This is a genomic window from Heliomarina sp., assembly GCF_052826185.1.
Map to the genome: position 1 here is coordinate 329,279 of NZ_JBRBUI010000016.1, position 19,521 is coordinate 348,799.

Sequence of the window (19,521 nt, forward strand, 5' to 3'; positions counted from 1 at the left end):
TGCCCGTTGCCAATTCACGCCCGCCGCAGGTGTTTGTGAACGAAGCCAAGCTTGTCGCGGACAGCCGGTTTCAGGACAAACGGATAAAGATCGGCAAGATCCATCGCCCGGTTGATATGGTTGACCGCTAGCGATGTGTCGATTGCCCAGGTCAGAATACGCTCGAAATCATCGTCCGCATAAGCGTCATACCCGTCGGGCGGGCCTTCGGGCAGGGAAAGCCGCGTTGCCGCGACGCTGTCGAGCAGATCGACAAGGTGCAAAAGATGGGCGGTTGTCTCGGCCCAGTCCTCATGCGGATGTGCGCTTGCATAGCTGGTGATGTACTGCTCTCCCGCTTCTTTCGGCTGATCGTAGTGCCGTTTGAGCGCTTCGCCGTAGTCCTCGCGCTCATCACCGAACACCGCGCGGAAACGGTCGGGAAACCCGTCTTCCTCGCTTAGCCGCAGATGCAGGAAATGCGCCATCTCGTGCCGCATATGGCCGAGCATGGTCCGGTAAAGCTCGCCCAGCTTTTCCTGTCTTTCGCTCAAGGTCGCGTCGCTCGCTTCGGAGACGTTGATGGTGATGACCCCGTTTCCGTGGCCCATGATGACGTCAGCTTCGCCTTTTGCTGTGTTTTCCGACAGCAACTTGAAAACCGGGCGCGCGCCTTTGTCCGACGGCGTGAACCAGCCCCAGCGGGAAAGGTTGGCCAGCATCCACCGCTTGGCTGTTTCAGTTTCCAGCCAAAGCCGAAGGTTTTCGGCGTGGTCGGTATCCGGAACGGTTTCCGTCATTGCGCAGGACCGGCAATAGCCGTTGCTCTCGGCAATCCAGTTGCACGAGATCTTTTCGCGATTGGCACAGGCCTCACCATCGGCAAGCATGACCTGCCGGTCAGGATCGAAAAACACCTGCTGGCCGCAGGCGCACTGGGTGTTTCTGAAGTAAAGGTTTTGTCCGCATTCCGGACAGGTGAAAATCTGCATGTGTCATGCCCCCAAGGCCAGTCTGGCCAGCCATAATGAACCATTTACCCTGCTTTCGGTTCCTTTCGGAGGTTGTATTTAATATGCCCTGCATCCGGTGCGGATGCTATTTCGGTGCTGCCGGTCGCTAGCGCGCCAGCCGGGCCAGCAACCGGCGCAGGGTTGCAACGTCTTCAGGATCGAAACCAGACACCAGTTTTGCGTCGTATTCCTGCGCCACGCTGCGCAGATCGCGATATGCGGCCAACCCCGCCTGCGTCAGCTCAAGCCGCTCCGAGCGGCGGTCGTTTTCGTCCTTTTTTCGGGTGAGGAACCGGCGATCGGCCAGCTTTTGCACGGCGCGGCTGACCTTTGTCTTGTGAATACGGGCGCGTTCACCGATCTCCTTGGCGGTCATCTCGCCATAGCGGCCGAGGTGGAAAAGAACCCGCCATTCGGTCCGCAGCATGCCATAGCGATTCTTGTAATGGCGCTGAAAGGCGATGCTGGATTCCTCTGCCGCCTGGTTCAGCATGTAGGGCAGGAAATATTGCAGGTCGAAGTCATCTTTTTCACTCATCAGGTCTTCTTGCCGGTTGTTAGTTACAAAATCAACTATTACCTCATGCCCAGAACAAGGGGAGGAGTTCACATGAATCGGCCCAGCAATCCGCATAACATGGTGCAGGCGGCTCAATCCGCTGGCACGACCGAAGGCTACATGCCCGGTTTCGGCAACGATTTCGAAACCGAAGCACTGCCCGGCGCCCTGCCGCAGGGCCAGAACAGCCCGCAAAAGGTTAATTACGGTCTATACGGTGAACAACTCTCGGGCACGGCATTCACCGCGCCCAGTCATCAGAACGAACGTACCTGGTGCTATCGCATCCGCCCCTCGGTCAAACATTCGCACCGCTACGAACGCATCGATTTGCCCTATTGGAAATCGGCGCCGCATGTGGTCGAAAACGTCACCTCGCTGGGCCAATACCGATGGGATGCGGTGCCCCATGCCGGGGAAAGCCTGACATGGCTGACGGGGATGCGCACCATGACCACGGCGGGCGATGTGAACACGCAGGTCGGTATGGCAAGCCATATCTACCTCGTGAATACCTCGATGGAGGACGCCTATTTCTATTCCGCCGACAGTGAATTGCTGGTGGTCCCGCAGGAAGGCCGGCTTCGCTTTGCCACCGAGCTTGGCATCATCGACCTTGAGCCCAAGGAAATCGCCATCCTGCCGCGCGGGCTGCTCTACCGTGTCGAAGTGCTCGAAGGCCCGGCGCGCGGTTTCGTCTGCGAGAATTACGGCCAGAAGTTCGACCTGCCCGGCCGTGGCCCGATCGGCGCGAACTGCATGGCGAATCGGCGCGATTTCAAAACGCCCGTCGCCGCGTTTGAGGACCGCGAAACGCCCTCGACCGTGACGATCAAATGGTGCGGCCAGTTCCACGAGACCAAGATCGATCATTCGCCGCTGGATGTGGTGGCTTGGCACGGCAATTACGCGCCGGTGAAATACGACCTGCGCAATTACTGCCCCATCGGGTCGATCCTCTTCGACCACCCCGATCCGTCGATCTTTACCGTTCTGACGGCGCCCAGTGGGGTCGAAGGCACCGCAAATATCGATTTCGTGCTGTTCCGCGAACGCTGGATGGTGATGGAGGATACCTTCCGCCCGCCCTGGTACCACAAGAACGTTATGTCCGAACTGATGGGCAATATCTATGGCCAGTACGATGCGAAACCGCAGGGCTTCGTCCCCGGCGGCATGAGCCTTCACAACATGATGCTGCCGCACGGGCCCGACAAGGAGGCTTTTGAAAAGGCGTCCAACGCCAATCTCGGCCCCGACAAACTGGATCAGACCATGTCCTTCATGTTCGAAACCCGGTTCCCGCAGCACCTGACCCGCTTCGCCGCCGAGGAAGCGCCGCTTCAGGACGATTACATCGACTGCTGGAGCGATATCGAAAAGAAATTCGACGGGACACCCGGCAAGAAATGAATAATGCTCTGCTCGACCTGATCTTCTGGATCGTCATCTTCGCTGCGCTTTTTCTCGGTATCCGCTGGTTGCAGAAACGCAACCGCGACAAGGACTGATCGCGCCCGCCGCTCCGGCCCAAATCAAAAAGGACCACCATGCCCCTCAAGAAAAGCTGGATCGACAGCGCCAATGACCCGGCGCATCCCTTTCCTCTGAACAACCTGCCCTACGGCGTCTTCTCCATCGGCGAGAATGAACCCCGCTGCGGTGTCGCCATTGGCGACATGATCCTCGACATGGCGGCGGCCGAGGAAACCGGTCTGATCGCGTTGGCCGATTATCCGCTGTTCGATGTCCCTTTCTGGAACGACCTGATGGCCGAAGGTCCCGCCGTCTGGGCCGCCCTGCGCGCGCGGCTAACCGACCTGCTGGCCGACGGCGCGGAGGAGCGAGAAGCGGTCGAAGATCTGCTTGTCCCGATGGCGGATGCTACCCTGCACATGCCGTTCATGGTATCGGAATACACCGACTTCTACGCAGGCAAGCATCATGCCACCAATATCGGCACCATGTTTCGCGGCGCCGAAAACGCTCTGCCCCCCAATTGGCTGCACATTCCTATCGGCTATAACGGGCGCGCCTCCTCGGTCTATGTAAGCGGCACCGAGATCCGCCGCCCGTGGGGCCAGCTCAAGGGCCCGGATGACGACAAGCCCCGGTTCGCGCCCTGCGCCCGCTTCGATCTGGAACTGGAAATGGGCGCCATTGTCGGTACCGACAGCGCCGGCCCGATTACCGTGCAGGAGGCCGATGACAATATCTTCGGCTACGTGCTGCTGAACGACTGGTCGGCTCGAGATATCCAGGCTTGGGAATATCAACCGCTCGGTCCCTTCCAGGCCAAGGCGACGGCCACCACCATCAGTCCTTGGATCGTAACCAAACCGGCGCTCGAACCCTTCCGTACGGATACGCCTGAGCGTGAAGTGGAACTGCTTGACCACCTCAAGGATTGCGGTCCGATGCTGTATGACATCGAACTCGAGGTCACCCTCGCACCCGAAGGCAAATCCGAAACCACCATCGCGCGCACGAACTACAAGGAAATGTACTACTCCTCGGCCCAGCAGCTCGCGCATCACACCACGGCGGGCAGCCCGATGTATGTCGGCGACCTGCTCGGCTCGGGCACCATCTCCGGCCCCGGCAAGACTGAACGCGGCTCGCTCATCGAACTCAGCTGGGGCGGCAAGGAACCCGTCACCCTCGACAGCGGCGAGACCCGCAGCTTCCTCGAAGACAATGACACGCTGACCCTGCGCGGCGCCGCCCGTGGCGATGGCTACACGATCGGCTTCGGCGACTGCACCGGCAAACTCCTTCCGGCGCTCGACGATCCGTATAAACGCTGACCCCTTCTTTGGGTTCTTAAAATATCCCCGCCGGAGGCTCCCGAACCTGCCCCGGGCGCGACACTGAAAAGAAAGGCACCACCATGGCCAAGGCATTCGCTTCTCAGGGCGACATGAGCGAAAAGAACATCTCCTTCACCGAAGTGGGCGAGGGTCTTTGGGCCTTTACCGCCGAGGGCGACCCCAATTCCGGCGTGATCATCGGTGATGACAGCGTCATGATCGTCGAGGCGCAGGCCACCCCGCGCCTTGCCAACAAGGTGATCGAAAAGGTACGCGAAGTCACCGACAAGCCGATCACCCATGTGGTAATGACCCATTACCACGCGGTCCGGGTGCTGGGCTGCTCCGCCTTCAACGCGCAGACCGTGATCATGGGCGAAAAGGCCCGGGCGATGGTTGTCGAGCGCGGACAGGAAGACTGGGATAGCGAATTCCAGCGCTTCCCGCGCCTGTTCGAAGGCCATGAAAGCATCCCCGGCCTGACATGGCCGACGACCACCTTCAACGACCGCATGACCGTCTACCTCGGCAAACGCCGGGTCGATCTGATGCATCTTGGCCGGGCGCATACCGCGGGCGATATCGTCGCCTATGTGCCGGATGCCAACACCATGTTCACCGGCGATATCGTCGAATACCACTCGGCCTGCTACTGCGGCGACGGGCATTTTCATGACTGGCCCAAGACGCTGAACAACATCCGCAATTTCGATCTCGACGCGATCGCGCCCGGGCGCGGCGATGCACTTGTCGGTCGCGAGATGGTCAATGCGGCGCTCGATTCCACCGAGGATTTCGTGCGTTCCACCTATCGCCCGGCGGCACGTGTCGCGCTCAAGGGCGGCACGCTGAAAGAGGCATGGGACGCCGTGCGCGCCGAATGCGATCCCAAGTTCAAAGATTACGCGATCTACGAACACTGCCTGCCGTTCAACGTTGCCCGCGCCTATGACGAGGCGCTGGATATCGACACGCCGCGCATCTGGACCGCCCAGCGCGACGTCGAAATGTGGGAGGCCCTTCAGGGCTGACCGGAAACCCGGCCCGGCAGGTCGATTGCCGTGCCGTTTATTCATGCGGCGACGGGGAGTTGGTGTGCCGCAATGGGATCAAGGGGAGGAGTTCCGATGGCCGGATACAAATACGAGCCGTTCGATTACGTAAAGCCGCCAGAGCTTTCCGGCGCGGCGCCGGCTCGCTATCCGGTCGCGATCATCGGGGCAGGCCCCATCGGGTTGGCTCTCGCCATCGACCTTGCCCAGCGCGGCATCAAGAGCGTGGTTCTGGACGACAACAATGTGGTGTCCGTCGGCAGCCGCGCCATCTGCTGGGCCAAGCGCACGTTGGAAATCTTCAACCGGCTCGGGGTCGGTGAACGGATGCTGGAAAAGGGCGTGACCTGGAAGATCGGGCGCAATTTCCACGGCGATCAGGAGATCTACAATTTCGACCTGCTGCCCGAGGATGGCCACAAGTACCCGGCCTTCATCAATCTCCAGCAATACTATGTCGAGCAGTATCTCGTCGAACGCGCCCGCGACTTCCCCGAGTTGATCGAGCTTCGTTTCAAGAACAGGGTGACCGGCCACGAGGATCACGGCGACCACGTGACATTGACCGTTGAAACGCCCGACGGCACCTATGAAATGGCCGCAGACTATTACATCGCCTGCGACGGGGCCAATTCCGCGACACGCGAACGCATGGGCTTGGATTTCACCGGCCAGACCTTTCAGGAACAGTTCCTGATCGCCGATATCGAAATGGAGGACAGCCCCTTTGGCGAAAACGCGGTGCCGGAACGCTGGTTCTGGTTCGACCCGCCGTTTCACGAAGGCAAGTCCGCCCTGCTGCATGCCCAGCCGGACAATATCTACCGGATCGACCTGCAACTGGATGTTGATGCCGATGGCAAGGCGGAATCCGCGCCGGAAAAGGTGCTGCCCCGGATCAAGGCCATCGTCGGGGACAAGCCCTTCCGGCTCGACTGGGTAAGTGTCTACAAATTCCGCTGTATCAAGCTCGACCGGTTCGTGCATAACCGGGTGATCTTTGTCGGAGACAGCGCCCATGTGGTCAGCCCTTTCGGCGCGCGGGGTGGCAATGGCGGCATTCAGGATGTCGACAATATCGGCTGGAAACTGGCGGCGGTGCTGAAAAGCGAGGCACCCGCAGAGTTGATCGAGACCTATCACGAGGAACGCAGCCATGGCTCGGCCGAGAACATCCTCAACTCAAGCCGCGCGACGAATTTCATGACGCCCAAGACCCCGGTCGAGGCCCTGTTCCGGGCCGAGGTGCTGAAGCTTGCCCATGACCAGCCCTTCGCACGACGGCTGGTGAATTCGGGCCGCCTGTCGCAGCCCTGTTCGCTGGCGGGGATGCGGTTGCAAAGCCCGGGTGTCGCACCGCTGGAACCGGGGCAGCCCCTGCTGGATGCGCCGCTCGACGGTGCGGATGGTCCCACCTGGCTGCTCGACGTGGTGCCACCGCAATTCTGCCTGATCGGCTTTGGTGAGGTCGATCTGCCCGATGTGCCGGGCGTGGCCCGTATCGGCATTAACACGATCCGCGAATATGCCTGTTTCAACTCGCGCGATGGGTTTGCCACCAAACGTTACGGGCAGCAGGGCGTCTACCTGATCCGTCCGGACGGTCACGTCTGCGCGGTCTTCAGCGAACCCGACCGGCATGACGTTGAACGCGCCTGCGCCCGGGCGCAGGGCAAAATGATGGAGCAGGCGGCATGAGCGACAATCTCGGTCCCTATCAGGACGATTTCTACAATGCCCTGATGGATGCACACGCGGGACTGAGCGAAGAGGCCAGTCACGCGCTGAACGCCCGACTGGTGCTCATGCTAGCCAACCGTGTCGGTGACATCGAAACCCTGAAGGACATTCTCGAAAAAGCGCGGGAATACAACGATGAGTGACGTGGTTCTCTTCGACTTCTGGCGCTCGTCGGCCAGCTATCGTTTGCGTATCGCGTTGAACCTCGCGGGTATCACTTACAAATCGGTCCCCGTGGACCTGCCGACAAAGCAGCATAAGACGCCCGAACATCTGGAACGGAACCCGCAGGGATTCGTGCCGGTTCTCGACATTGATGGTCTGCGGATGACGCAATCACTGGCGATTCTCGACTATCTGGACCAGACACGCGGCCTTGGTCTTCTGCCGCAGGAGCCTGCTGCACGTGCGAAAGCGACGGCGCTGGCCCATGCCATTGCTGTCGATATCCACCCCGTCTGCAATCTTCAGGTCGCCGCCTATGCGGTGGAAATCACCGGCCGTGAAGAGGCCCGCGCCGATTGGATGAAACGGTTCATCCGGCCCGGGATGGTGGCATTCGAAAAGCTGCTCGAAGGGTTTGAGCAAAACCCCTATTGCTGCGGAAACCAGCCGGGACTGGCCGATATCTGCCTGATGCCCCAGGTCTATAACGCCAACCGTTGGGGCGCGGAGATCGACGATCTGCCACGGGTAAGCGCAGTCGCTAGGGCATGTGCCGAGCACCCGGCCTTTGCGGCGGCGCATCCGGACAAATGGCAGCCCACGGCCTGACCTGACCGCGCGCCGCGATGCAGCGCAAGTGGCAGGCTCTTGCGATCCTTTCCGGGGGCCGCGTCAAAAAGCTTGCCAGATCACGAATGTGTGTGAAACTCGGATCGCTTTCTGGTTGTGGAAATTCATTCTGCACCCAGTGACATATCTGGGAGGATACACATTGAAACTAAGGTATTTGGCAAGCGTCGCTTGCGTCGTTGGCTTGACTGCGGGGATGGTCAGCGCGCAGGACTGCGAAGAGTCGAAATGGGGGGCGGAGGATACCGCTGGGTCTGCGAACCTTGTCAGCCCCGAGCGGACACTCGAAGCCGCAAAGCTGATCAAGCAGGGCAAATCCATGCCGCTTGGCATCGTCATCGATGCAGAGACACCGGCATTCGCGCCCCGGTCGCTTAATCTGCAGGTGGTGCAGCCCAACCAGCAAGGCGGGCAAAAGCTGACGCAATTCGGCTACCCTGGAAACTACAACGACGACATCCTGCAGACCTGGGTCGGGATCGGCAGTCAGATCGACGGGCTCGGGCATCTGGGCGAAAAGGGTTACTATTACAACTGTCTGGACGAAAAAGAGATTTCAGTCATCACGGGTCTGACCAAGCTTGGCGTCCATGACATTCCGCCCCTTGTCGGGCGCGGTGTCATCATCGACATGGCGAGCCATGCGGGCAAGGACGTGATGGAGGCGGGTGAGCATTTCGGCGAGGCCGAGATCAAGGCCGCCGCAGAGGCACAGGGGGTGGAGATCCGCGAAGGCGACGTGGTCCTGTTCCACACCGGCTGGACCGAGGGGAAGCTGGAAAGCGAGCCCGAGGCATGGGTCTCGGGCGAGCCGGGGATCAACGTGGAAGGGGCGCGCTATGTCGCGTCGTTGAACCCAATGGCGGTCGGAGCCGATACATGGGGGCTGGAGCCTATCCCGCCAGCCGAAGGGGATGGGGCGTTTTACGGCCATGTCGTGTTCCTCAAGGAGAACGGCATCTACATCCTCGAGACGATGAATACGGGTCCGCTCCTGCGCGAGGGCGTGAACGAGTTCATGTTCGTGCTCGGACAGGCGAGGATCCGGGGAACGGTGCAGATGATCATCAACCCGGTTGCTCTTTACTAAGTGATTTCGGATCGCTGCGCGATCCGACAGGGGGGCGGGGGCTGCGCCCCCGCCCCTGCTTTAGTTAGGGTGGCTTACCTGCATTTCAGCCCGGTCTCTGACTGGCTGGGTGACAGAAATCGGTTGGAACGTAGGAAAGCCCGACGCCCGGTTCGGAGGCGAGACTGCCCGAAAGGCGGCAGCGACCGCTGAACTTCAAAATTACCGCCGGGTGCCAATCACTCCGGCGCTCGAATCCGCATCACGGTAACGACCGGGATGATCCACCCGAAGTTGTGATGCTGCATAGCTGCTATCGGCGACACCTGACATGAAAGTGTTGAGCCAAGGGTAGGAATTCCTGTCGGAGTCCGATCTGTTACATGACATGTCGTTGACGTGCATGCCCTTTCCCCTCTGCAGGGTCTGATCGGATTGTATGTCCAGCCACAACAGGGAATGACAATTCAGGGAATTGCACGGACCCGACTGGCCATCCGGGCTTTGCCACCGAACCAACTGACCGGACCCTATGCTTGACATCCATGACATGGTCCCGACAACTATTTGAATTATAAACAAGGAGGGCACGACCCTCCAAACAAGAAACGAACCAACCGAGAGGAAGAAAATGACATTTTTTACGCGAACCGGCAGACCGCTGCCAAAGTCGATCACGGAATCGGCGGGCAAGGTCGGCAATGATCCGGTCAATCGCCGGGAATTCCTGGCTCTGGCCAGCGCCTTCGGTGCCACGACTGCAACGGCTTACTCGATGCTTGGCATGGCCGCGCCAGCCTATGCCGAAAGCCACGCCCAGATGGGCGGAACCGTCCGCATCCAGCAGGAAGTGCGCGCCCTCAAGGATCCGCGCACCTATGACTGGAGCCAGATCGCCAACTTCTCGAACGGCTGGCTGGAATATCTTGTCGCCTGGGAGAACGACGGCACCTTTACCCCGGTTCTGCTGGACAGCTGGGAAATCAACGACGACGCAACGGAATACACGCTGAACGTCCGTCAGGGCGTCAAATGGAACAATGGCGACGATTTTACCGCGGAAGACGTTGCACGCAACATCGCCGGCTGGTGCGAAAAGGGGCTGGAAGGCAACTCCATGGCCGGTCGTTTCGCCGTTCTGATCGACGACGAGACCGGTGAAGCGCTTGAAAACGCAATTGAAGTCGTCGACGACCATACAGTGAAACTGCACCTGCCGCGTCCCGATATCACGCTGATCGCAGGCATGGCCGACTATCCGGCCTCTATCGTGCACTCCAGCTTCAGCGCCGACTCGATGCTCGAAAATCCCATCGGTACGGGGCCCTACCTGCCGGAATCGCTCGAAGTGGGTGTCAAAGGCGTGCTGGTGCGCAACGAGGACCACACCTGGTGGAACGAAGGTAACGGCGCGTGGATGGACCGGGTCGAGTTCATTGACTACGGCACCGATCCCTCGGCATGGGTTGCGGCGGCGGAATCAGACGAGATCGACATGCTCTACTCGGTGGATGGCGATTACATCGACATCATCGGTTCCTTCGACGGCTGGGCGCAGCATGAAATCGTGACCGCCGCCACCGTCGTTGTCCGTCCGAACCAGATGGCCGAAGTCGATGGCATGAAGCCCTACGCGGACCTCAAGGTGCGCAAGGCGATCCAGCTGGCAACCGACAACAGCGTCCTGCTTGAATTGGGTTACGGCGGTCGCGGGCAGGTGGCTGAAAACCACCATGTCGGTCCGATGCACCCTGAGTATGCCGAACTTCCGCCGCTCGAGCATGATCCGGAAGCCGCGCTGGAACTGCTGAAAGAGGCCGGTATGGCCGATTTCGAAATGGACATCGTTTCCATCGACGACGGTTACCGCAAGGACACCACCGACGCGGTTGCCGCGCAGCTGCGCGACGCCGGTTTCAACGTCAAGCGGACGGTTCTGCCCGGGTCGACCTTCTGGAACGACTGGACCAAGTACCCGTTCAGCTGCACCAACTGGAACGCCCGTCCGCTGGGCGTGCAGATCTGGGCGCTGGCCTACAAGTCGGGCGAGGCATGGAACGAATTCGGCTATAACAACCCCGAATTCGACGCGGTGCTGGAAAAGGCGCTGGCCACGGCCGATGTCGATGCCCGCCGCGAGCTGATGGCGAAGGGCGAAAAGATGCTGCAGGACGATGGCGTGACCATCCAGCCCTACTGGCGGTCGCTCTACAACCACACCAAGGACAATCTCGAAGGCGGGAACCACCATATCTCCTTCGTGATCCAGCCGTCCAAGCTGCGCTGGGTGTCCTGAACCGGATTGAATTGATCGGAAGGGCTGCCTTCGGGCGGCCCTTTCTTTTTGCCGCATGCCCATCCGCGGCAGGTGCTTGAAATCCGGGGAAAAGCCGGGAACGATCAGGTCGCGGCAACAGGGAGAGCATAATGGCGGGGCATGGCTATCAGGGCGGGCGGCTGAACTTGCCTTTCGTCGGCATCTGTACCTTCGGGAAATACCCTTACGTGTCCGATTGGGATGCGATCAGTGCAGATGTGGCGGTAATGGGCGCGCCCTTCGATGCCGGAACGCAATGGCGCTCGGGTGCGCGCATGGGGCCGCGCGGCGTGCGCGAGGCCTCGACCCTTTTCGCCTTTGGCCATGCGGGGGCTTACGATTTCGAGGATGACATCACTTATCTCGACCCGGCCAAGGTAAGCATCGTCGATATCGGAGACGCCGATATCATCCACACGGATACCGAACAAAGCCATGCCAATATCGAATTCGGCGTGCGCAAGATGCTTGCCGCCGGTGCTCTCCCGGTTGTGATCGGTGGGGATCATTCGATCAATATCCCCTGCATCAATGCTTTTGACGATCAGGATTCGATCCATATCGTCCAGATCGACGCACATCTCGATTTCGTCGATGAACGCCACGGGGTTCGGTTCGGGCATGGCAACCCGATGCGGCGTGCGATTGAAAAATCCTATGTGACCGGGCTGACCCAGATCGGCATCCGCAACGTCTCTTCGACCGCACGCGAGGGCTATGTCGAGGCGCGCGCGATGGGCTCGGATATCCAGTCCGTTCGCCACCTGCGCCAGATGGGCGTGGCGGCGATGGTTGATCGTATCCCTGCCGACGCAAGGATCTACCTGACACTCGATATCGACGCGTTCGACCCTTCTATCGCGCCGGGCACCGGAACGCCCAGCCATGGCGGGTTTCTTTATTACGAGGTGCTTGAGCTGATCGATGCGATTGCGCGGCGCAATCCGGTGGTCGGGATCGATCTTGTCGAAGTGGCCCCCGATTACGATCCGACCGGCGGGACCAGCATCCTCGCCGCTCAGATTCTGCTGAACACCATCGGGCGGGTCCTGCATCATCGCGTATAGGCGCACAGGGTTTGTGCCACCTGCCGCGTTTTCCTGGCGCGACGGCAAGGCCATATTCGACCAAAGGGTCATCCCGCGCCCGGTCAGACATTAGGAGGGGGAAATGAACAAGAACATCCACGGCTTTCACGCCCATGTCTATTATGACGCCGGCACCATCGATATTGCCCGCGAGGTTTGCGAGGCGGCCCGCGACCAACTGCCCGTCGAAATGGGCCGAATGCATGAAAAACCCGTTGGGCCGCACCCGGCGTGGAGCTGCCAGCTTGCGTTCGGGCCAGAGGCATTTGCCGACGTGGTCACGTGGCTGGCGATGAACCGGCGCGGACTGACGGTTTTCACCCATCTCGAAACCGGGGACGAACTGGTCGATCACCGCGACCACGCGATCTGGATGGGATCCATACCGGCGCTAAAGCTGGACATGTTCGAAAAGTAAGCGGAGGAAATAATGAGAAAGATACAGGTTCAGGGCGTGCATCACATCACGCTGACCGGCGCGGATCGCCAGACATCCATCGATTTCTGGGAGGGGTTGCTGGGCATGCCTTTCGTTTTCGATCAGCCCAATCTGGACAATCCGAAAGAGGGCCATCTCTATTTCGATCCCGGCGATGGGCGGCTGATCACGATCTTTACCAATGAATCGCGCCGACCCGACCCGCGCCGCACTCCGACCGAACCGGGCTGTGTTCATCACCTTGCCTTCAACGTCAGCAAGGCGGTGCATTCGCAGGTCATCGAGCGGTTGGATGAACGCGGGATCAAGCATTCCGGGATCAAGGACCGGGGCTTCATGGATTCGATCTATTTCAAGGATCCGATGGGGCTCTTGATAGAACTTGCCTGCTACCGGTTCGAGCCGCCGGAAGGCTGCCGCCATGCCGACGTGATGATCGAGGCGCACCGCATCCGGGTCGAACGCGGCGATAGCCATATTCAGGAAGTGCACCTTGCGGATGCGATCCAGCTTTTGGTCGAACGCAGCCAGCAGACGCTGTCGCAGAACCGAGCGCCGCAGAACCCATACTAACGGCTTGCCAGCCGCTGTGACGTGGCTGGCACTATTTTTCCCAATGTGAAAAATATTGCACAATATAGAAAGTATAGTTACTGTTATTGGAAGGAGCAGGACGCGATTCCCGGGGGAGGGGCATGGCGACAATTTCGACAATCGACATTCTTGGTGGGGGACCGGCCGGTCTCTATACGGCGATCCTTTTGCGGCGCGCTTTGCCGGATGTCGCGGTGCGCGTGACCGAGGCGAACCCTCGCGATGTGACATGGGGGTTCGGCGTCGTTTTTTCCGATCAGGCGTTGGATTTCCTGAACGCGGATGACCCGGAAACCCATGATCTGATCGCCCCGGAAATGGAGCGCTGGCGCAACATGACGCTAAACCACCTGCAGGGCACCGTGGTGCTCGACGGGATCGGGTTCTCGGCCATTGGCCGCCTTCATCTCTTGCAGATCCTTCAGGCCCGGGCAGAAGCCCTTGGTGCCGAGCTGCGTTTCGATCATCCGCTGACTGATCTGAATGACCTAACGGGCGATCTGGTCATCGGGGCGGACGGGTTGAACTCTCTCATCCGCAACGCCGATCCAGAGGCATTCGGAACGTCGATCTCCTATATGGAAAACCGCTTTGCATGGTTTGGTGCGCGCCGTCCCTTTGACACGCTTACCCAGACCTTCCGCGCTACCGACAAGGGCGCGATGAACGCGCATCATTACCGGTTCACCCCGGACATGAGCACCTTTATCGTCGAATGCGACAAGGACACCTTCTTTGCTGAAGGCTTCGACCAGATGGACGAGGCCGCGACCGCCAGCCGCTGCGAGGAGGTCTTTGCCGATGTGCTCGACGGTGCCCCGCTGGTGGCGAACCGGTCGATCTGGCGTCAGTTCCCCAAGCTCTGGTGCGAAAATTGGTATTCCGGAAACCGGGTGCTGCTGGGCGATGCGGTCCACACAGCGCATTTCTCCATCGGCTCCGGCACGCGCCTTGCGATGGAAGATGCCATCGCGCTTGTCGCCGCCCTGAAGGACAGCCGCGACCCTGCCGTCGCGCTGCCGGCCTATCAGGCGGCACGCCAGCCGATTGCGAAAAAAATCGTCGATGCGGCCAATACGTCCAGCGCATGGTACGAAGATTTCGCGTCCAAGATGGACAAGCCGCCGCTCGATTTCGCCTTTGACTATGTGACCCGCTCGGGCCGGATCGATATGGACCGGCTGCGCAAGCTGTCGCCGGAATTCATGGCCGAATACGAGGCCTACAAGAACCCAGAGGTTACCGACCCCGTGGGCGATACGCCCGGTGGCCGCAATATCGGTTTCGATCATGCCGCGCAAAAGAACTGCAGTGCGATCCTTTGGGACAACCTGCCGGACAACGCCGACAAGGCCGCGGTGATCGGCCCGGCCGGTACGCTGAGTTACGGCGAACTCTGTGCTAGAGCCGCGCGCTGGGGCAATGCGCTGAAATCAACCGGCCTGCGGAAAGGCGACCGCATCGCGCTTTTCATGGATGACACGCCCGAGTACCCGGCGGCCTTCTTCGGCGCGGTGCGCGCCGGTTTCGTGCCGGTCCTGCTCAATACGCTCACCACGCCCGACCTTCTGAACTTCTATCTCGCCGATACCGGGGCGGAGGTCGCGATCTGCGATGCGGAATTCGCTGAACGTTTCAGCGCCGATGTCACCAAGGGCACCCGTTTGCGCAAAATGGTCGTGGTCAACGGTGCCGGGCTCGCCGGTCAGACGACGGCAGAGGATTTCCTGCTAGATCAGTCTGAGACGCTTGGTTGCGCCGATACCGGGCCGGATGACATGGCTTTCTGGATGTATTCCTCGGGCAGCACCGGGCGGCCCAAGGGGATCGTGCACCTGCATCACGACATGGCTTATAGCCAGGAAAGTTTCGGGGCACATACGCTAAAGCTGAACGCCGATGACATCTGCTTTTCTGTGCCCAAGATGTTCTTTGCCTACGGATTCGGCAACTCGGTGACCTTTCCCTTTGCGGCTGGCGCTACAACCCTGCTGATGCCCGGCCGTCCCGACCCGGCGCGTATCCTCGAATTGATCGAGACCTACCGCCCCACGGTGTTCTTCGGACTGCCCACGCTTTACACGGCGCTATGCCGGAACGAGACAGCCAGGCAGCGCGATCTCTCCTCGCTACGCCAGTGCATGTCGGCGGCGGAAATCCTGTCCGAGGACGTGTTCAACCAGTGGAAATCCCTGACCGGGCTGGCCCCGATCGAGGGGCTGGGTTCGACAGAGATGCTGCATGTCTACCTCTCGAACACCATCGAAGAACAACGGCTGGGCGCGGCGGGCAAGGCGGTGCCGGGTTATGAGATCAAGCTCTGCGATGCCGAGGGCAAACCGGTTGCGGCCGGCGAGGATGGCATCATGTACGTGCGCGGGCATTCCTCCGCGCCATGCTACTGGAACCGGCCCGACAAGACGGCGGACACGATGCGCGGCGACTGGATCTATACCGGCGACAGGTTCATCGAAGAGGACGGATTCTATTATTTCCAAGGCCGCTCCGATGATCTCGTAAAGGTCTCGGGACAATGGGTCTGGCCACTTGAGGTTGAGCGTTGCCTGAACGAACACCCTGCGGTTCATGAATCCGCTGTGATCGCTCATGAAATGGGCGACCGCCGCACAACGCTCAGCGCGATGGTGGCCTTGCGGAAAGACACGCCTGAATGTGCGGATCTCACCCGTGATCTTCAGGATTTCGTGAAGAAGTCACTGCTTCCCCACAAATATCCCAGACGCATCCTGTTCGCAGCCGATCTGCCGAAAACCGGAACCGGGAAGATCGACAGGCAAACCATTCTCAATTTGCTTAAAGCTTAAAGTATCATGTTGCTACATCATAGCGGATATGCACAAATGCACGGGAAGACCTCGAAAAACGGGGGGAAGAGCCGGCAACGCAACGGCATCATACCAAAGGGAGTTGAAATGCGAAAAGTCACAACACTGGCGCTGGCCGCCAGCCTTCTGAGCACGGCAGCCTTTGCCGAACCGGTCAAGATCGGTTTTGTCACGACGCTGACAACGGGCGCCGCCGTCATTGGTCAGGACATGACCAACGCGGTCGATCTTGCGATGGAACATCTTGGCGGCAAGGCCGGGGATACAGAGCTTGAAGTCATCTACGCCGATGACGGGTTCGCCCCGGAAACCGGCAAGCAGGCCACCGACAAACTGGTCAAACAGGACGACGTTGATTTCGTCGCCGGGTACATCTGGTCCCACGTTCTGCTCGCCTCGCGTAAATCGGTACTGGACGCGGACAAGATCCTGATCTCGGCAAATGCGGGTCCCAGCCAGATGGCGGGCAAGCTTTGCGACAAGAACTTCTTCTCGACCTCTTGGCAGAACGACCAGACGCCGATGGCGATGGGTGACGTGCTGAACACGCAGGGCGTCAAGTCGCTCTACCTGATGGCGCCGAACTATGCGGCGGGCAAGGACATGACTGCCGGTGTCGAGCGGACTTTCAAGGGCGAAATCGCCGGCAAGGATCTGACCAAGTGGGGCGCGGATGCGCAGCTCGACTTCTCGGCGGAACTGGCCAAGGCCAAGGCCTCCGGCGCGGACGGGCTGTTCGTGTTCTATCCCGGCGCGGCTGGCGGTGCTTTCATCAAGCAGTACCAGCAGGCGGGCCTGAAAGACACGCTGCCGCTTTATTCGGTCTTCACGGTCGACGCGATCTCGCTGCCGAAACTGCAGCAGGCCGGTTTCACCGATGTGCTCGGCTCCAAGGTCACGCAGCAGTGGGACCCCTCGCTCGACAACGAGGCCAACAAGAAGTTCGTCACCGATTTCAAGGCGAAGTACGGCCATTACCCGTCCTACTACGGCGCGCAGTCCTATGACGCGATCATGCTGATCGCCAGCGCCGTCGAAAAACTTGGTGGTGACCTGTCCGACAAGGACGCCCTGCGCGCCGCGCTGAAAGAAGCGGATTTCGACTCTGTCCGTGGCAAATTCAAGTTTGGCACCAACAACATGCCGGTCGAGGATTTCTTCCTGCGCGAAGTGGTCGAGGATGAAGACGGCGTCTGGACCACGAAAGTGGTCGAGACCGTGTATACTGACCACGTGGATACCTACGCGGCCGAATGCAAAATGAACTGAGACCTATCGGTCTCGATAACCGGCCGGGGCATCGCACCCGGCCGGTTTTTTAACGCGGAGAACAAACTTGGATACGTCCCTTCTCGTCATCCAGACATTGAACGGATTGCAGCTTGGCCTGCTGCTGTTCCTTGTGGCCTCCGGGCTTACGCTGGTCTTTGGCATTCTCGATTTCGTCAATCTGGCGCATGGCTCGCTTTACATGCTGGGCGCGTTCTTTTGCGCGACGCTGACGATCTGGCTTGGCAGTTTCATCCTTGCCCTGCTGATCTCGCTCCCGATTACCGCGCTGGTCGGCTATCTGGTTGAACGCTTTGTCGCCCGGCCTCTCTATTCCCGCGATCACCTCGACCATGTGCTTGCGACATTCGGGCTGATCCTTGTCATCGATACACTGACCCACATGATCTGGGGTCCCGAAGGTCTTGCCGTGCCGCTGCCCGACTGGCTGCGCGGGCAGGTGACACTCTGGGGCGATACGGTCGTCCCGACCTTTCGGCTGATGATCATCGGCGCCGGTCTTGCCGCCGCTGGAGGTTTGTTCTGGCTGGTCAACCACACCCGTCTCGGCATGCTGATCCGGGCCGGCGCGTCAAACCGAACGATGGTTTCCGCGCTGGGTATCGATATCGAGATGCTCTTTGGTCTCGTCTTTGCACTGGGCGCGGCGCTTGCCGGGCTTGCAGGGATGCTGATCGCCCCGATCACCGAGGCCAACATCGGCATGGGCAACGGCATCATCATTACCGCTTTCGTGGTCATCATCGTCGGCGGTATCGGCTCGATCAAGGGCGCCTTTATCGCAGCCCTTCTCATCGGCCTGATCGACACGCTGGGCCGGTCGTTCCTTGACGACATCTTCACGCTCTTCATGTCGCCCACCGCTGCCGAAAACTCGGCTCCGGCGATTTCCGCGATGCTGATCTACATCATCATGGCCTGCGTTCTGGCCTTCCGCCCGCAAGGGCTGTTTCCCCCAAAGGTGCGCTGAATGACCCGTCGAACTGTCCTGACAATCGTGGTCATGGTGCTGGTCGGCCTGTTGCCGCCGCTGCTCTACTGGTCCGGAAACGCCTTTTACCTCGACCTCGCCACCCGGCTCGTGATCCTTGCCATCGCGGCAACCAGCCTCAACCTGATCCTTGGCTATGGCGGAATGGTATCTTTCGGCCACGCGGCTTTCGTCGGGATCGGGGCCTATGCAGTCGGCATCCCGGCGCATCATTGGCTCTATGGCGGCATGGATGCCATCGCGACGACCTCGGGCTATGTGCAGATCGCGCTGGCGGTCGGCGTCGCGGGCTTTTTCGCCCTGCTGACAGGGCTGGTCTGCCTGCGCACCACGGGCGTCTATTTCATCATGATCACGATGGCCTTTGCCCAGATGGCTTACTACCTGATCCTCTCGATCGAGGAATACGGCGGAGATGACGGGCTGGTGATCGACACGCGGTCGGAATTCACCTGGATCAGCCTCGACGACCCGATTCAGCTCTTCTTCCTTGCCTATGTTTCGCTTGTGGTCGCGATGCTCATCGTGCGGATGATTGTGAATTCGAGGTTCGGCATGGTGGTTCAGGGCGCCAAGGGCAACCCCGAGCGCATGGCGACGCTCGGTTTCAACGTCTATGCCTTCCGCCTTGTCGCCTATGTCATTTCCGGCGCGATGGCGGGCTATGCGGGCGCGCTGCTTGGCAACTTTACCACCTTTATCAGCCCCGAGATGATGGACTGGTCCCGTTCGGGCGAGTTGATGTTCATGGTTATTCTGGGTGGCGCGTCGACTTCGGTGGGGCCGGTCATCGGCGCGGTGGTCTTTATCGTGCTCGAAGAATTCCTGTCCCATTTCACCGTGTACTGGCATCTCCCTTTCGGGCTGATGCTGATGGCGGTGGTCCTGTTCGCACGCGGCGGGTTCGTCGGCATGCTGACAAAGCGGAAGGGCCGGTAA

General features: G+C 60.0%; 17 protein-coding genes. 15 read left to right on the forward strand and 2 right to left on the reverse strand.

Annotation, left to right across the window (positions count from 1 at the left end):
• Nucleotides 1-14 precede the first annotated feature (14 nt).
• Nucleotides 15-971 carry a zinc-binding metallopeptidase family protein gene (locus tag ACU0FH_RS04820; protein WP_446193599.1) on the reverse strand — a complete coding sequence of 319 codons (957 nt, stop codon included), beginning with the start codon at nucleotides 969-971 and terminating at the stop codon, nucleotides 15-17.
• A 127-nt stretch (nucleotides 972-1,098) separates the two neighbouring features.
• Nucleotides 1,099-1,530 (reverse strand): MarR family winged helix-turn-helix transcriptional regulator, encoded by a 432-nt coding sequence (locus ACU0FH_RS04825; RefSeq protein ID WP_446193600.1) that lies wholly within the window; start codon nucleotides 1,528-1,530, stop codon nucleotides 1,099-1,101.
• Between the two features lie 72 nt (nucleotides 1,531-1,602).
• On the opposite strand from ACU0FH_RS04825, the gene hmgA reads away from it, so the two are divergent.
• From hmgA to ACU0FH_RS04900, 15 genes are all read left to right on the forward strand, one after another.
• Nucleotides 1,603-2,964, forward strand: coding sequence for a homogentisate 1,2-dioxygenase (gene hmgA, locus ACU0FH_RS04830; protein ID WP_446193601.1), 1,362 nt, complete (start codon nucleotides 1,603-1,605; stop codon nucleotides 2,962-2,964).
• A gap of 137 nt (nucleotides 2,965-3,101) precedes the next feature.
• Entirely contained in the window at nucleotides 3,102-4,358 is a 1,257-nt protein-coding gene (gene fahA, locus ACU0FH_RS04835) for a fumarylacetoacetase (RefSeq protein ID WP_446193602.1), read from the forward strand.
• Nucleotides 4,359-4,441: 83 nt separating this feature from the next.
• Complete coding sequence (locus tag ACU0FH_RS04840; protein ID WP_446193603.1) at nucleotides 4,442-5,392, forward strand: MBL fold metallo-hydrolase; 951 nt, start codon at nucleotides 4,442-4,444, stop codon at nucleotides 5,390-5,392.
• A 96-nt stretch (nucleotides 5,393-5,488) separates the two neighbouring features.
• Nucleotides 5,489-7,111, forward strand: coding sequence for an FAD-dependent oxidoreductase (locus ACU0FH_RS04845; RefSeq protein ID WP_446193604.1), 1,623 nt, complete (start codon nucleotides 5,489-5,491; stop codon nucleotides 7,109-7,111).
• On the forward strand, nucleotides 7,108-7,296 hold the full coding sequence (locus ACU0FH_RS04850; RefSeq protein WP_446193605.1) for a DUF2783 domain-containing protein: 189 nt from the start codon (nucleotides 7,108-7,110) through the stop codon (nucleotides 7,294-7,296). Before ACU0FH_RS04845 ends, ACU0FH_RS04850 begins: the two co-directional genes overlap by 4 nt.
• Entirely contained in the window at nucleotides 7,289-7,927 is a 639-nt protein-coding gene (maiA, locus tag ACU0FH_RS04855; protein ID WP_446193606.1) for a maleylacetoacetate isomerase, read from the forward strand. Before ACU0FH_RS04850 ends, maiA begins: the two co-directional genes overlap by 8 nt.
• Nucleotides 7,928-8,090: 163 nt before the next feature.
• Nucleotides 8,091-9,038, forward strand: a complete 948-nt coding sequence (locus tag ACU0FH_RS04860; protein ID WP_446193607.1) for a cyclase family protein — start codon at nucleotides 8,091-8,093, stop codon at nucleotides 9,036-9,038.
• 610 nt (nucleotides 9,039-9,648) lie between these two features.
• Nucleotides 9,649-11,313 (forward strand): ABC transporter substrate-binding protein, encoded by a 1,665-nt coding sequence (locus tag ACU0FH_RS04865; protein WP_446193608.1) that lies wholly within the window; start codon nucleotides 9,649-9,651, stop codon nucleotides 11,311-11,313.
• Nucleotides 11,314-11,444: 131 nt separating this feature from the next.
• Nucleotides 11,445-12,401, forward strand: a complete 957-nt coding sequence (gene speB / locus ACU0FH_RS04870) for an agmatinase (protein WP_446193609.1) — start codon at nucleotides 11,445-11,447, stop codon at nucleotides 12,399-12,401.
• Nucleotides 12,402-12,504: 103 nt separating this feature from the next.
• Complete coding sequence (locus ACU0FH_RS04875; RefSeq protein WP_446193610.1) at nucleotides 12,505-12,840, forward strand: DOPA 4,5-dioxygenase family protein; 336 nt, start codon at nucleotides 12,505-12,507, stop codon at nucleotides 12,838-12,840.
• A gap of 12 nt (nucleotides 12,841-12,852) precedes the next feature.
• Nucleotides 12,853-13,434, forward strand: a complete 582-nt coding sequence (locus ACU0FH_RS04880; protein WP_446193611.1) for a VOC family protein — start codon at nucleotides 12,853-12,855, stop codon at nucleotides 13,432-13,434.
• Between the two features lie 122 nt (nucleotides 13,435-13,556).
• On the forward strand, nucleotides 13,557-16,280 hold the full coding sequence (locus tag ACU0FH_RS04885; RefSeq protein WP_446193612.1) for a benzoate-CoA ligase family protein: 2,724 nt from the start codon (nucleotides 13,557-13,559) through the stop codon (nucleotides 16,278-16,280).
• Between the two features lie 108 nt (nucleotides 16,281-16,388).
• Nucleotides 16,389-17,570, forward strand: a complete 1,182-nt coding sequence (locus tag ACU0FH_RS04890; protein ID WP_446193613.1) for an ABC transporter substrate-binding protein — start codon at nucleotides 16,389-16,391, stop codon at nucleotides 17,568-17,570.
• Between the two features lie 67 nt (nucleotides 17,571-17,637).
• Nucleotides 17,638-18,561, forward strand: coding sequence for a branched-chain amino acid ABC transporter permease (locus ACU0FH_RS04895; protein ID WP_446193614.1), 924 nt, complete (start codon nucleotides 17,638-17,640; stop codon nucleotides 18,559-18,561).
• Entirely contained in the window at nucleotides 18,562-19,521 is a 960-nt protein-coding gene (locus ACU0FH_RS04900) for a branched-chain amino acid ABC transporter permease (RefSeq protein ID WP_446193615.1), read from the forward strand.